We start from the raw sequence: 13,352 nt of genomic DNA on the forward strand, positions 1-13,352 counted from the left end.
TCTTTGCCGTTCTCGGTCACCGAAGGTCGTCGCTCCAGGCGGCCTACAGGCGGCCCGGTTCCGCCGCTTCGGCCAGGACGGCCTCCAGGCGGCCGAACAGGTAAAGGAGAATCGCTTTGTGGGCGTGGAGGCGGTTTTCTGCCTCGTCGAAGATGACCGACCGGGGCCCGTCCAGGACGTCGGCGGTCACTTCTTCACCCCGGTGGGCCGGCAGGCAGTGCAGGACGATCGCATCCGGCTGCGCCGAGGCGAGCAGACGGTCATTGATCTGATAAGGCCCGAGGATCGCCCGCCGTTCGGCCGCTTCCGCCTCCCGGCCCATGCTCGTCCAGACGTCGGTGATGACGACGTCTCGATCGACGACGGCCGCGACGGGATCGGTCGTCCAGAGGAAACGGGCGCCGCTTTCGGCCGCCGACGCCTCGGCCCAAGCGACGATCGCCGGATCGGGGGCGTAGGCGTCCGGGGCGGCCACGGCGAGGTCGAGGCCGAGGAGGGCCGCCGCCTCGATCCACGAGTGGGTCACGTTGTTCCATCCGTCGCCGACGTAGGCGATTTTCACCCCGCGGAGGGTGCCTTTTTTTTCGAGGACGGTCAAAAGATCGGCGACGACCTGCGTCGGATGGTGCCGATCCGTCAGGCCGTTGATCACCGGGACGGCGCTGGCGGCGGCGTAGGCCTCGATCCGTTCGTGGGCGGTCGTCCGGATCATGACCGCGTCGACGTAGCGGGCGAGAACCCGGGCCGTGTCCTCGATCGGCTCACCCCGGCCGAGCTGCATTTCTTCCGACCTTAGGACGATCGCCTGTCCGCCGAGTTCGAGCATCCCGACTTCGAAGGCGACCCGGGTCCGAGTGGACGGTCTTTCGAAGATCATCGCCAGCGTCCGACCGGCGAGGGGCGCTTCCTTTTGCACTTCGCGCCGCCGGCGCTTGACGGCCGCGGCGCCCCGGACGACCTGTTCCAGCACCTCGGCCGTCCAATCGGAGATTTTGAGGAAATGCACGGCGATCCCGCCTCCGTTCTTCATCGTCGGCTGTGCCTGCCGCTTGGCGCTCCCCGTCCGTCGGTCGCCGCCAGGGACGGGGGCGGCGCGCCCCGGCCAACCATCGCCTGAGCGGGCCAGACATCCAAGCGCTTGACGTCGGCGAAAAGTCATGTCAGAGTGATGGTGAGGAAATCACGTCTCCGAAAGGGTAAAAACGCCGGCGCATGGCGGCGCCCAAGAGGCGTCACCGCTTTCGTCGCCAAAACGGACCGGTTGGAAGGAGGGCCCTCGTGCGGACGCCGGACACCTTCAAACTCGTCGTTTTCGACCTCGACGGGACGCTCTACGAGGAGACGCACCACTTCGACCGCTACGCCGAGGAGATCGCCGCCCGCCTTCCGGACGGATCGCGGGAGGCGTTCTGGCGGGATTACCGCGACGCCGAACGGGGCCGGCACACCCTCCGCCTCGGCCGGGCGTACGACGCGCAGGCGGATCTCATCCTCGCCCACCGCCGCGGCCGGGTCACCGGCGCCTGGACGTGGGATGGCCGGGCGCTTCCGGCCGACGAAGTGGCCCGCCGGTATCCGGAGCCGCTCCGGTTCGATCAGGAGACACTCATGAACATCGGCGACCCGTGGTGGCTCCCGATCGCCGTCGCCGTCCACTACGGCTTCGGGCCGGAGCCCCTCGCGGAGGCGTTTTTGGCCACGCGGGCGTTTATGCAGAGCGAGGCGTTCGTCATGCGGCCGATCCCCGGTCTCCGGGACTGGATCGACCGCTTCCGCGCCCGAGGCGGAAAGACCGCCCTCATGACGAACAGCCCGGAGCCGGACAGCCGGACGATCCTCCGCAAGCTCGGCCTGGAAGACGCCTTCGACGCCCTGATCTTCTGGGCGGAAAAGCCGGCGAAGACGGTAGGGCATCTCCTCCGGCTGCTCGCCGAGTTCGGCGTCCGGCCGGAAGAAGCGGTGAGCGTCGGCGACAACTGGCCGAACGACATCGCCCCCGCCCGGCGCCTCGGCCTCTACACGGTCTTCGTCGATCCCTACGGCCTCGGCGAAGCGGACGACGCCGACTGCGTCGTCCCGTCCCTCCGGGAGGCGCTCCGGCGCGCAGAAACCTCCGGTCGGCGCTGATGCGCCGGCCGGTGGGGCGGCTTCGGCACCGGCCGCCCCGGCGCCTCGGTCTCATTCGCTCCCCGGAATGCCGGCGGCGGACCGCTCCTTTAAGACGGCGTCGAGGGCGGCGAGAAACCGGTCGATCTCCGCTTCGCCGACGGTAAGAGGCGGCAGGATGCGGACGACGTTCGGCCCGGCGGTGAGGACGAGGATGCCCGCTTCCCGGAGGCGGTCGACGAGGGGCCGGGCGCCGTCCGGAAAATGCTCTGGCGACAGGCCGAGGCCGAGGAGAAGCCCCAGTCCCCGCACTTCGAGGCCGGCATGCCGCCCGGCGATCGCTTCGAGGCCGCGGCGGAGCTGGGTCGCCGCCTCCCGGACCCGGGCGAGGAAGGCGGGATCGGCGACCACATCGAGCACCGCCTCGGCGGCGGCCATCGCCAGGGGATTCCCGCCGAACGTCGAGCCGTGGGTGCCGGGTCCGAAGACGGCGGCGACCGCCTCCCGGGCGAGGAGGGCCCCCACCGGCACGCCAGCGCCGAGTCCCTTGGCGAGGGTCATGACGTCGGGTTCAAACCCGTACTGTTCGTAGGCAAAAAGCGTCCCGGTTCGGCCGATGCCCGTCTGCACTTCATCGACGATGACGAGGGCGCCCTGAGCCCGGGACCGTTCGACGAGGGCCTGCACCCACGCGGGGTCCGCCGGCGTGACGCCCCCTTCCCCCTGCACGAGCTCGAGCATGACGGCGATGGTTGTCCCGTCGATCGCCTCGAGGGCCGCCGGGTCGTTATACGGGAGAAACCGAAAGCCCGGGAGCATCGGCTCAAAGCCGTCCCAGTGGGCCGGCTGGCCGGTCGCCGAAAGGGCCCCCATCGTCCGGCCGTGAAACGACCGGTGAAAAGCGACGATCGTGCCGCCGGCCAGGCCTCGGACCTTCCGGGCGTAGCGCCGGACGAGCTTGATCGCCGCCTCGTTCGCCTCGGCCCCGCTGTTGACAAACAGGACCCGGTCGGCAAAGCTCAGACGGACGAGCCGCTCGGCGACGGCCTCCTGGTGGGGGCTTTCAAAAAGGTTGGACGTGTGCCAGAGCGCCTCGAGCTGCGTCTCGAGGCGCTTTTTGACCGCCGGCGGAACGTGGCCGAGAGAGAGAACGGCGATGCCGGAGGTGAAATCGAGGTACCGGCGGCCGGCGGCGTCGACGACGTAGGCCCCTTCCCCGCGGACGAGCCGGACGGGAAAACGGGCGTACGTGTCAAAGAGGACGGACGACCCGGGCATCGGACATTCCTCCTTCCGTTCCCGAAAAACGGCCCCACCCGGTGTCGCCGGCGGCGGCACCGCTCCCGGCCCCCGGGGTGCCGGCCGCACCGGGCTCGGCCTGAACTCTGCCGAATGCCGTCGGGATTTGCCGGTCGGCGGCGGGAGCGGCCGCGGCGACCGCGGACTCGGCCGTCTTCTCCGCCCTCAAACCGGGACCGGCGGACCGGTCGCCGATGCCCGATCCGTCGGCTCCGTCCGCGACGATGCGCGTCCCGATCGGCGCCCCTTGGACGTCCGAAGGAACCGGCGCCGCCGGCGATCCAAACCGGCCGACGGCGAGGAAGGCCACCGGATCTGTGCCGACGATCCACGCCGCCGGCGCCCCGCCCTCGACGGCCCGGACGGCCGCCCGCACCTTCGGAATCATGCCGCCGGTGATCGCGCCGCCGGCGATGTGCGCCTCCGCTTCGGCGGCCGTAAGCGCCGGCAGCACCGCCCGACCGGCCGGCGTCTCAACGAGGACGCCGGGGACGTCGCTCACGAAGACGACGCCGTAGCCGAGGGCGGCGGCGAGGGCGGCAGCCGCCTCATCGGCGTTTACATTGTACGCCTCCCCGTCCGGCCCGAGACCGAGGGGCGCGACGACGGGCACGCAGCCGGCCTTCTGAATCGCCCGAAGCGGCGCCGGGTCGACCGCCCGGATGGTGCCGACCCGACCGAGGGCACCGCCGTCCTTCGGCTCGACGGCGATGAGGCGGGCGGCGGCGCCGCTTACGCCCCACGCCGGCACGCCGGCCCGAAGGAGCGTCCGAACGACGGCGCCGTTCAGTTCGCCGGCGAGGACCCCTTCGACGACGGCGAGCGTCGCCGCATCGGTCACCCGGAGGCCGCCCCGCTTTTCGATCGCCAGCCCGAGCGCCTTCAGGCGGGCGTCGATCGCCGGGCCGCCGCCGTGAACGACGACGATCGGCCGCTCGTCCGCGAGCGCCTTGAGCGCTCCGAACCAGGCGGCGCCTGCGGCATCGAGGACGCTCCCCCCGATTTTGATCACCAGGCCGCCCGTCTCCATCCGGCTCTCCACTCCCTCTGTTTGTTTGGGTCCAAAAAGGTAAGGAGCGTTTGCTTTCGGCGGAAACGGCCTTCGAAAGCCCTGCGGGCGGTCTCGCCGCCCCTTAGGTCCGGTACAGGGCGTTGATCTTGACGTAGCCTTCGGTCAGATCGCAGCCCCACGCCGTCGCCTCGCCGTCGCCGTCGGTCAGGCGGACGTGGATCGCCACTTCGCTCCCGGCGAGGGCCGCCCGGGCTTCGGTTTCATCGAACGGCGCCGGGCGATCGTCGGCGAAGACGACGACGTCGCCGATTTTGACCTCCACGCCGGCCGGATTGAAGGCCGCGCCGCTTTTTCCGAGGGCGGCGACGATCCGGCCCCAGTTCGGGTCTTCGCCGTAGACGGCGGTCTTGACGAGGGGCGATTCCACGACGGCTATCGCCAGCGCCTCGGCGGTCGCCTCGTCCCGGGCGCCTCGCACGGTCACTTCGATGAGCTTCGTCGCCCCCTCCCCGTCCCGGGCGATCTCCCGCGCGAGGGCGCGGGAGACGGCGAAGAGGGCCTCCCGGAACGCCGGCGCATCCGGATGGTCGGCGGTGATCGCCTCGCCGCCGGCCCGACCGTTCGCGAGGACAAGGGCCATGTCGTTCGTGCTGGCGTCGGTGTCGACCGAGACGCGGTTGAACGTCCGGCGGACGACGTCCCGGAAGGCGGCGGAAAGAAATGAAGCCTCGACCGCAAGGTCGGTCAGAAGAAAGGCCAGCATCGTCGCCATGTTCGGCCGGATCATGCCGGAGCCTTTGGCGAAGCCGACGACAAGACCGTCGGCGCCGCCGGCCCGGAGGCGAACGGCGGCAGCCTTCGTCCGCGTGTCGGTCGTGAGAATCGCCTCGGCAAAGGCCGCCGGGTCTTTTTCCGGCGGCATCGGGACGGCGGCGATGCCGGCGAGGATTTTGTCCATCGGAAGCGGGACGCCGATCACGCCGGTCGAGGCGACGGCGACCGCCTCCGGAGGAGCGCCGATCCGCTCGGCAAACGCCCGTTGCATCGTGCGGGCGTCGTCGAGGCCGGCTTCGCCGGTGAGGGCGTTGGCATTGCCGGAGTTGACGATCACCCCCCGCAGGACGCCGCTTCCGCCGAGGGTTTCCCGCATGAGGCGGATCGGCGCCGCCGGGTAGGCGTTTTGCGTGTAGACGGCCGCCGCGGCGGCCGGAACGTCGCTCACGATCCAGCCGAGGTCCCGGCGTTTTCGTTTGATGCCGACGCGCACCCCGCCGGCGTAGAAGCCTTCCGGAAGCAGGGTGACGGCGACGTCCGCCGAAAAGAGGGCGGTATCGATGGCTGAATTTCCCACACCGGGCCACCTCGTTCTCGTCAAGGCTGAGCGGAAAAAGCTCGAGCGGCAGGGCTTTGGGCGAAAGCCTCCAGCGGGGCCGGTCAGGGAAAGAGCGGCACCCGCCGGAGGCCCAGCGTCTCCGGCCAGCCGAAGAGGAGGTTCATGTTCTGGACCGCCTGCCCGGCGGCTCCTTTCACCAGGTTGTCGATGGCGACGGTGACGATCGCTGTCCCGCTCCGGCCGTCGAAGACGGCGCCGAGGTCGGCGAGGTTCGTCCCGGCGACGTGCTTGGTCTCCGGCTGGCGGCCGGCCGGAAGGACGCGGACGAACGGCTTTCCGCTGTACGCCTTCCGGTACAGGTCGACAAGCCCCTCCGTGTCCGTCGGCGCCCCGCGCCAGCGGGCATAGACGGTCATAAGGATGCCGCGGGTCATCGGCACGAGGTGCGGCACGAAGGTGACCCGCACCGGACCTCCGGCCCACCGGGCCGCCTCCTCTTCGATCTCCGGCACGTGCTGATGGCGGCCGACCTTGTACGCCCGGAGGTTTTCGTTGACCTCGGCGAAGTGGACGCCGAGGCTCACCCCCCGGCCGGCGCCGGAGACGCCGGATTTGCCGTCGAGGACGATCCCGTCGGGCTCGATCGTCCCCGCCCGAAGGAGCGGCACGAGGGCGAGAAGCGCCGCCGTCGGATAGCAGCCGGGGTTGGCGATGAGGCGGGCGCCCCGGAGCGCCTCGCCGTAGACGTCGGCGAGGCCGTAGGCGGCCGCTTCTCGCCACGCCGCCGGCGCCGCCGGCAGGCCGTACCACGCCTCATAGGCCGCCCCGTCCTGAAGCCGGAAGTCGCCGGACAGGTCGATCACCCGCCCGCCCCGCTCGAGGACCGGCGGAACGAGCTCCGCCGAGGCGCCATGGGGCGTGCCGAAGAAGACGACGTCGGCCGCCGCCGCTTCCGCCGGATCGAACGCCCGCAGCCGAACGTCGAGAAAGCCGGCGAGGTGCGGGTAGAGGGCGTCGATCGCCTCCCCTTCCCTGGAGTGGGTGTAGAGGCGGACGGCGCCGACCCGCGGGTGGTCGAGGAGGAGGCGGAGGAGTTCGGCGCTTCCGTAGCCGGTGCCGACGACGGCGACGGTGAGCGGGGCGCCGGGTTCGGGGGTTCCACGTTCCATTTCGGCGCTCGCCGCGGCTCCCTCCTTTTCGCGGGCTTATGGTGCGCCGGCGCCGGGACGCCGGCGCCCGAGGAACAAAAAAGGGTGCCCGCCGGTCGCTCGTTATGAATTAGGATACATCGATCAGCATATTTATGCAAGAGGAAAGCAAAAAAAATCCGCCCTTCCGGGCGTGCAAATTTGACAGGTTCCGTTCGACCGGATCGGCGAACGCGTCGGCGGCTCAAAGGACGCGCCCGGCGCGCCGCCCGGACCCGGCCGCCTGTTCAGGCCGCTTCGGCGCGGCCGACCATGACGAGCAGGACATAGACGATGATCGCAAAGGAAAACAGCGTGACGACGTAGGCGCCGTCCCGGCTCATGTTCCCGCCTCCTTTCGCGCGGACGCTCCCGTTGTCCGTGTATGCCGGAGGGCGGGACGGGGGAACGACGCCTGCCCACCGTCGGACGGATCCGACCTCAGCCGCCGTAGTGAAAGCCCGTTTCCCGAAGCGTGAGGGGCTCCCCTTCCCGGTGCACGCCGGCGCCGATCACTTCGCCGATGTAGATGTAATGATCGCCCCGCTCCACCGCCTCGACGACCCTGCATTCAAAATAGCTCAGCGCATCCTTGAAGATCGGACAGCCGGTGACCTCGGTCGTGTAGAATTCGTAACCGGCGAGCCGGTTCCCTTCCGGCTCGACGTGCTTGAAGAAGGCCACGGCCATGTCCTTCTGGCCGGAAGCGAGGATGTTGACGCTGAAGACGCCGCTCGCCTTGATCTGCTCCTGGGAGCGGGTTCCGACTTTCACCGCGAGCGCCACGAGTGGCGGATCGAACGACGTCTGGGTGAGCCAGTTGCCGGCAAAGGCGTTGACGCCGGAGGCGTCTTTCGTTCCGATGAGGTACAGGCCGTAGGTGATGCCCCGTAGGGCGGTCTTTTTCGCCTGCGGGTCCATCGATGCCGCTCCTTTCCTTCCGTCTTTCCGGCCGGCCCCTCGCAAGGCGCCTAGGGCGGCCGCTTCGCTTCCATCTTAGCCGAAGGCCGGTCCTCGGGCAAGCCGCGCTCAGCGCCTCAAAAACGCCCGCACAGAGGAAAGCGGAATTCTCCTCAACCGGGCTTGCCCGATCCAAAGCCTAATCCAGGATCAGCTCGGGTCGAAAAAGCCGGTCCAAAAGGGGCCCGGAGGGGACCGCGGTGAGAAGCCCGAGGAGCACCGCTCCCAGAAAAATCCCGGTGTAGGAGGTCCCCGGGTTCAGGCTGATCACCAGGATGAAGATCAAGCCGGGCAGGTTGGCCACAAGCTGGAGGATGCTCCCGGTCCCCAGCCGGGCTCGGGCCGGGGGAGCCTTCATGCGCCCTCAGTAGACAAACTCCCGAATGTCGTACCGGCTCGCCCGAAGGCCGAGGCGTCGCAAAGCCCTCGCCCAGCGGCGAAGCTCCGCCTCGAGATCCGAAACCGGCTCCGGCGCCGCCGCCGCATACGGCGTCCCCGGCTCCGGCACCATCGGCGAAAGATAGACGAGGTCCTCCGGTCCGAGGGAAAGCCCGGCCAAAAGGTCGAGGCTATGCCGGAAATGCGCCTCCCGAAACGGCGCGCCGCCGGCACCGACTAGGAAGATCAGGCGAAGCTCGAGCCCCGCCGCCTTGAGCGCCGTCACGAGGGCCGGAAGCTCCCGGGGATCGCCGGGTTTGTTCAAAAACCGAAGAAGCGCCGGGTCCCCCGTCTCGACGCCGATCGCCACCCGGCGAAGCCCCCGGCCGGCAAGGCGCGCCCACCAGTTCGACGTTTTTTTCAACCCGGACCAGAGGTCGAGAAACGCTGCCACCGGCCGGCCGGGAAAGGCAGCCGCGGCGATGTCGAGAAGCGGGAAGATCGCCTCGCCTAAGGCAAGGGCGTTGCCGTCGGCAAAAAACACCCCCCGCCGGAGCCGAAGCCCCCGGCCGAGGAGCGACCGGACTGCTTCGACGTGCGCTCGAAAAGCGTCCGGGTCCCGCTTTTCAAAGGGGCGATCCTGATAAAACGCGCAAAAAGTACACTTATTCCACGTGCAGCCGTAGGTTGCCTGCAGCACGACGTCCAGGTACGCGTCCGGCGGCAAGATGCTCACCGGCCAGCGGTACGCCGCCCGGTAGCGCCGCCCCTCGTCGTCCCAGAGGGCCTCCGGCGTCCAGCGGAGGATCTCCGCCGCCCGCGCGCCGAGGGCGTCCCGGGCCTGCCCGGCCGCCTCCAAAATCATCCCGTACACCGCGAGGGCATCCGACCGCGAAAGCGCTTCCCGAATCCGCCGCCCGGACGGATCCCGCCGCCGGAGATGGAGCCGGCCGTCAAGCCCCCGTTTCCAGGCCGTTTGCCGATCGTAGGCGTAAAACGGCCGCCCTTCCCGGTCAAAGCTCACGACCCGTTCGATCGCCTCCTCGCCGAAGGCGAGCACCGTCGAAGCCGGATGATGCTCGACGCGGATAAGCCGCATCTTTACGCTTTTCCCTCCCGCGCTCCTGTCCCCGTCGGGAACGAGGCGTCTTGGGCCCGAGGCTTCCCGTCCCGCCGGACGGTCCGTCAGCCGGCAAACCGCCGGAGCACGCTGTCGACGTCGGGACCGTAACCTTCGCCGAAAAAGAGAAGATGCAAAAGAAGATAATAAAGTTGATAGAGCGGCCGCCGCTCTTCCGCCCCCGGCTCTGGCGGATAGGCCTCCCGGTACGCGGCGAAAAACGCCGGCGGAAAACCGCCGAAAAGGGCCGCCATCGCCAGATCCATCTCCCGGTCACCGTAGGCGACCGCCGGATCGATCAGCACCGGTTCACCGGCGGCATCGACGAGCCAGTTGCCGCCCCAGAAATCGCCGTGGAGAAGCGACGCCGCCGGACGGCGCGGAAGATGATCGCCGAGCCGGTCGATCAGCCGCTCGAGGCGCCGCCGCCGCTCCGGCGGCAGGCGGCCGAGGGCGGCGAGGCGCTCCATCACCGGCCGGAGGCGCCGCTCGGCATAAAAAACGACCCAGTCGTCGGACCAGACGTTCGGCTGCAAAAACGAACCGATCGGCGTCGGTCGGACGAAGCCGTAGCGCCCTTCCGGCTCGACGTTCCGGTGGAGCGCCGCAAGACACGCCCCGAGCGTCCGGCCGGCCTCCGATCGGCCGCTTTGATCGTCGATCCACGGCAGCACGAAGGCATAGCCGCCGGACGGAAGCGGCCCTTCCGCGAGCACCTCCGGGACGCGACAGGCGCCGGCGGCAAAAAGAGCCCGAAGCCCTGCGGCCTCTCCCTTCAGCCGTTCGACGCCGGCGCCGGGACCCGTCCATTTGACGAAAAACGGCCCGCACGGGGTGTGAAGCGCCCCGCGGGTCGCCCCGTGGGCCTGGCCGAGGGGCTCGAGCCGCACCGGATCGGCCGCCTCCGGGCAGCGTTCCGCCTGCACGAGGAGCCGGAAAAGGTCCGCCGCCGAAACGCCCAGAGCGTCACGCCTCATGGGCCAACCGCCCCATTTCGCCGAGAAGATGGGCCACGAACCCGTCGACGCCAGCGGCCACCTGCCGGTAGGTGAGATCGTGAAGGCCGTTGTAGTACGGGTCGTTCACGTCGAGGGCGCCGACCTCCGGCGCGTAGCGGAGGAGAAGCTCGATGACGGGCCCGGCCGCCGGGTCGTCGCCGAAGCGCTTCCGGCGGCGCCGCTCGAGGAGGGCGAGATTTTCCCGGTCCATCGCCAGGATGTAGTCAAACGTATGAAAATCGTCGTCGGTGATCTGCCGGGCGATGAGGCCGTCGGCCGAAAGGCCGAGGCGCCGGAGCGTCGCCAGCGTCCCCGGGCACGGCGGCTCGCCGACGTGCCAGGCGCCCGTCCCGGCGGAATCGCAGCGCACCTTGCCGGCGAGGCCGACCTCTTCGATGCGCCGCCGGAAGAGGGCCTCGGCGAGCGGCGAACGGCAGATGTTGCCGGAGCAGACGAAAAGCACGCGCACCATCCTCATCCCTCCTTTCCGGTCCGTCTTTCCGGTCAGGTCAGGGGCACCGGCGTCGCTTTGCCGCGCTCAAGGCGGTGGATTTCGGTGTATCCGACGCTTTTTGCCAGGGCGACCGCCTCCTCGAACCGGTAGCCGACGTGCTTCGGGTGGTGGGCGTCGCTCGACAGGACGATGCCGACGCCGGCGGCGCGGCACTTTTCCAGAAGCCGCCGGGAGGGGTAGATCTCGCCGACGGGCTTCCTGAGGCCCGCCGTCGACACTTCGATCAGCGTGCCGCTTTTTTGGAGCGCCGCGACGACCCGGTCGTACTGCGCCTCGAGGAACGCCTCGTCTTTCGGCCGGTAGCCGAAGATCTTCACCAGGTCGATGTGGCCGACGAACTGAAAAAGCCGGCTTTCGGCGAGGGTGACGACCTGATCGAAATACGCTTCATAGACCTCGTCGATCTTCCGTCGTTCGTACTCGTCCCGAAACTCGGCGAGGTCGATCCCCCAGTCGCCGATCCAGTGGACCGAACCGATGACGTAATCGAACGGATAGCGCTCGATGAAGCGGGCGATCGCCTCTTCCTTGCCGGGGATATAGTCCATCTCGAGGCCGAACCGGACGGGAAGATTCGCCGCCTGCGCCGCCTCGTACAGGGCGACGTAGTCTTTGAACTTGAGCGTCCGGCGCCGCTCCGCCCACGGGTGGGTAAGAATTCCGGCCGTCTCGTCGAAAAAATACGCGTGCTCCGAGATGCCGATCTCCTCGATCCCCGCCGCCTGCGCCGCCTCGACGTAGACTTTGAGCCACTCGAGCGAAAGCCCGTTCGACTCGTGCAGGTGGATGTGATAGTCGGTCCGCATGCGCCCTCTCCTCTCCCGGCGGGCCGGCCGCCGGACGCCCGGCGCTACCGGCCGCCTGTCATTCTCCCGGCGGCCTCCTTGAGGGCGGCGATCGCCGCCCGGGGATCGCCGGCACCGAAAACGGCGGTGCCGGCGACGAACTCGTCTGCGCCGGCCGCCTTCGCCGGCCCGATCGTCGTCGGGTCGATGCCGCCGTCGACCATGATCGGGATCCGCCGGCCGCCCTCGGCGAGCCGGCGCCTTAAGGCGGCGACCTTCTTAAGCGTCGCCGGGATGAGGCTTTGGCCGCCGAAGCCGGGGTTCACCGTCATGACGAGGACGTAGTCGACGGCATCCAGGAGCGGAAACACCGCCTCCACCGGCGTTCCGGGGTTGATCGCGAGCCCCGCCAGCCGGCCCGCCTCCCGAATCATCGTGAGCGCCCGATGGACGTGGGGGGTGGCTTCGTGGTGGACCGCCACCCGGTCGGCGCCGGCGTCGATGTAGCTCGAAAGCGACGCTTCCGGCCGCTCGATCATGAGGTGCACGTCGAAGACGAGCTTCGACGCCGGCCGGAGCGCCCGGATGAGCGCCGGCCCGAAGGTGAGGTTCGGGACAAAGTGTCCGTCCATGACGTCGAAGTGGACGATGTCGACCGCCCCTTCGATCGCTTCCAGGGCGGCCCGGAAGCAGCCGAAGTCGGCGGCCAGGATGGACGGGGCGATGCGCACGGCCACGTTAGCGATACCTCTTTTCTTCCCGTTCTTTGAGCTCCGCCAGAAACTGAAGATAATGCCGGTACCGGAGGGCGTCGATCGCCCCCGACTCGACGGCCGCCCGGACGGCGCACCCCGGCTCCGCCTCATGGAGGCACCCGCGGTACCGGCACGCCGGCGCGTAGGGGCGAAACTCCGGAAAGGCGGCCCCCAGCGCTTCCGGAGAAAGGTCGAGCTCGAGGGCCGTAAAGCCCGGCGTATCGGCGATCCAGCCGCCGCCGGCAGAAAGCAGTTCCACCGCCCGGGTCGTGTGGCGGCCCCGGGCGGTTCGGGCGCTCACCGCGCCGACGGCGATCGCCGCCGCCCGCTCCGGCACCAGGGCCCGAAGGAGCGTCGACTTCCCGACGCCGGACGGCCCCGCGAGGACGGTGATTCGACCGGTGAGAAGCCGCCGGACGGCCTCGATGCCCGCGCCGCTCGGCGCGCTCGCCGGGACGACCGGGTAGCCGGCGGACCGGTAAACCCGCGCCGCCTCGGCCGCCTCCCGCTCCGCCTCCGCCCGCTCCTCGTCCGGAAGCTCGGCGAGGAGGTCCTGCTTGGTGAGGACGACCGCCCCTTCGACGCCCCGGGCTTCGGCGAGCACGAGGATCCGATCGATCGCCCGGCGGGATAAGGGCGGCATCGCGACGCTGTGGACGACGAGGATCCGGTCGACGTTCGCCACCGGCGGCCGGACGAAGGCGTTTTTCCGCGGCTCGATCGTCTCGATCCACCCTTCGCCGGCGCCGATGGGCGTAAAGCGGACCCGATCGCCGGCCAGCGGGATGAGGTTTTCTTTGCGAAACACGCCTCGGGCCCGGCAGCGCACGACCCTCCCCGGCTCGTCGTCCGGGGCGACGTCGTAAAAGCCGCCGACGGCCTTGACGATCGTCCCCGTGGGCATG

The 13,352-nt window shown here is 69.5% G+C and carries 14 protein-coding genes; 1 reads left to right on the plus strand and 13 read right to left on the minus strand.

The window, feature by feature from the left end; all coding sequences use genetic code 11:
- Positions 1-43: 43 nt before the first annotated feature.
- Positions 44-1,006, minus strand: coding sequence for an ornithine carbamoyltransferase (argF, locus tag K2M58_RS06880; RefSeq protein WP_252393406.1), 963 nt, complete (start codon positions 1,004-1,006; stop codon positions 44-46).
- Positions 1,007-1,278: 272 nt separating this feature from the next.
- On the opposite strand from argF, the gene K2M58_RS06885 reads away from it, so the two are divergent.
- Positions 1,279-2,127 (plus strand): HAD family hydrolase, encoded by an 849-nt coding sequence (locus tag K2M58_RS06885; protein ID WP_220676944.1) that lies wholly within the window; start codon positions 1,279-1,281, stop codon positions 2,125-2,127.
- 51 nt (positions 2,128-2,178) lie between these two features.
- Here K2M58_RS06885 and K2M58_RS06890 read toward each other — a convergent pair whose 3' ends face one another.
- The 12 genes from K2M58_RS06890 to rsgA form a co-directional block, all read right to left on the minus strand.
- Positions 2,179-3,384: an aspartate aminotransferase family protein gene (locus tag K2M58_RS06890; RefSeq protein WP_220676945.1), complete on the minus strand. Its 1,206-nt coding sequence runs from the start codon at positions 3,382-3,384 to the stop codon at positions 2,179-2,181.
- Positions 3,359-4,435 carry an acetylglutamate kinase gene (gene argB, locus K2M58_RS06895; RefSeq protein WP_220676946.1) on the minus strand — a complete coding sequence of 359 codons (1,077 nt, stop codon included), beginning with the start codon at positions 4,433-4,435 and terminating at the stop codon, positions 3,359-3,361. The genes K2M58_RS06890 and argB overlap by 26 nt, the downstream gene beginning before the upstream one ends.
- Positions 4,436-4,538: 103 nt before the next feature.
- Positions 4,539-5,768, minus strand: a complete 1,230-nt coding sequence (gene argJ, locus K2M58_RS06900) for a bifunctional glutamate N-acetyltransferase/amino-acid acetyltransferase ArgJ (protein WP_252393407.1) — start codon at positions 5,766-5,768, stop codon at positions 4,539-4,541.
- A gap of 83 nt (positions 5,769-5,851) precedes the next feature.
- Complete coding sequence (gene argC / locus K2M58_RS06905) at positions 5,852-6,919, minus strand: N-acetyl-gamma-glutamyl-phosphate reductase (protein WP_220676947.1); 1,068 nt, start codon at positions 6,917-6,919, stop codon at positions 5,852-5,854.
- A gap of 459 nt (positions 6,920-7,378) precedes the next feature.
- Complete coding sequence (locus tag K2M58_RS06910; RefSeq protein WP_220676948.1) at positions 7,379-7,858, minus strand: flavin reductase family protein; 480 nt, start codon at positions 7,856-7,858, stop codon at positions 7,379-7,381.
- Positions 7,859-8,036: 178 nt separating this feature from the next.
- A complete protein-coding gene (locus K2M58_RS06915) occupies positions 8,037-8,255 on the minus strand; it encodes a hypothetical protein (RefSeq protein ID WP_220676949.1) in 219 nt (72 codons plus the stop codon).
- A gap of 6 nt (positions 8,256-8,261) precedes the next feature.
- On the minus strand, positions 8,262-9,374 hold the full coding sequence (locus K2M58_RS06920) for a radical SAM protein (protein WP_220676950.1): 1,113 nt from the start codon (positions 9,372-9,374) through the stop codon (positions 8,262-8,264).
- Positions 9,375-9,460: 86 nt separating this feature from the next.
- A complete protein-coding gene (locus tag K2M58_RS06925; RefSeq protein WP_220676951.1) occupies positions 9,461-10,372 on the minus strand; it encodes a fructosamine kinase family protein in 912 nt (303 codons plus the stop codon).
- Complete coding sequence (locus K2M58_RS06930; protein ID WP_220676952.1) at positions 10,362-10,865, minus strand: low molecular weight protein-tyrosine-phosphatase; 504 nt, start codon at positions 10,863-10,865, stop codon at positions 10,362-10,364. Before K2M58_RS06930 ends, K2M58_RS06925 begins: the two co-directional genes overlap by 11 nt.
- 32 nt (positions 10,866-10,897) lie before the next feature.
- Positions 10,898-11,713 (minus strand): histidinol-phosphatase, encoded by an 816-nt coding sequence (locus tag K2M58_RS06935; RefSeq protein WP_220676953.1) that lies wholly within the window; start codon positions 11,711-11,713, stop codon positions 10,898-10,900.
- Positions 11,714-11,757: 44 nt separating this feature from the next.
- The gene (gene rpe / locus K2M58_RS06940) at positions 11,758-12,429 is read right to left on the minus strand and encodes a ribulose-phosphate 3-epimerase (RefSeq protein ID WP_220676954.1); all 672 of its coding nucleotides are present in this window, start codon (positions 12,427-12,429) and stop codon (positions 11,758-11,760) included.
- A gap of 1 nt (position 12,430) precedes the next feature.
- Entirely contained in the window at positions 12,431-13,351 is a 921-nt protein-coding gene (gene rsgA, locus K2M58_RS06945) for a ribosome small subunit-dependent GTPase A (RefSeq protein ID WP_220676955.1), read from the minus strand.
- Between the last annotated feature and the right edge of the window lies 1 nt (position 13,352).

The organism is Hydrogenibacillus sp. N12 (assembly GCF_019645935.1).
GTDB lineage: Bacteria > Bacillota > Bacilli > Thermicanales > DSM-22653 > Hydrogenibacillus > Hydrogenibacillus schlegelii.

Bases quoted from the DNA above. Each gene is read 5' to 3' on its own strand.
- K2M58_RS06890 (WP_220676945.1), bottom strand. From the start codon at position 3,384: ATGCCCGGGTCGTCCGTCCTCTTTGACACGTACGCCCGTTTTCCCGTC.
- K2M58_RS06920 (WP_220676950.1), bottom strand. From the start codon at position 9,374: ATGCGGCTTATCCGCGTCGAGCATCATCCGGCTTCGACGGTGCTCGCC.
- argC (WP_220676947.1), bottom strand. From the start codon at position 6,919: ATGGAACGTGGAACCCCCGAACCCGGCGCCCCGCTCACCGTCGCCGTC.
- K2M58_RS06915 (WP_220676949.1), bottom strand. From the start codon at position 8,255: ATGAAGGCTCCCCCGGCCCGAGCCCGGCTGGGGACCGGGAGCATCCTC.
- K2M58_RS06930 (WP_220676952.1), bottom strand. From the start codon at position 10,865: ATGGTGCGCGTGCTTTTCGTCTGCTCCGGCAACATCTGCCGTTCGCCG.
- argB (WP_220676946.1), bottom strand. From the start codon at position 4,435: ATGGAGACGGGCGGCCTGGTGATCAAAATCGGGGGGAGCGTCCTCGAT.
- K2M58_RS06910 (WP_220676948.1), bottom strand. From the start codon at position 7,858: ATGGACCCGCAGGCGAAAAAGACCGCCCTACGGGGCATCACCTACGGC.
- K2M58_RS06925 (WP_220676951.1), bottom strand. From the start codon at position 10,372: ATGAGGCGTGACGCTCTGGGCGTTTCGGCGGCGGACCTTTTCCGGCTC.
- rsgA (WP_220676955.1), bottom strand. From the start codon at position 13,351: ATGCCCACGGGGACGATCGTCAAGGCCGTCGGCGGCTTTTACGACGTC.
- K2M58_RS06935 (WP_220676953.1), bottom strand. From the start codon at position 11,713: ATGCGGACCGACTATCACATCCACCTGCACGAGTCGAACGGGCTTTCG.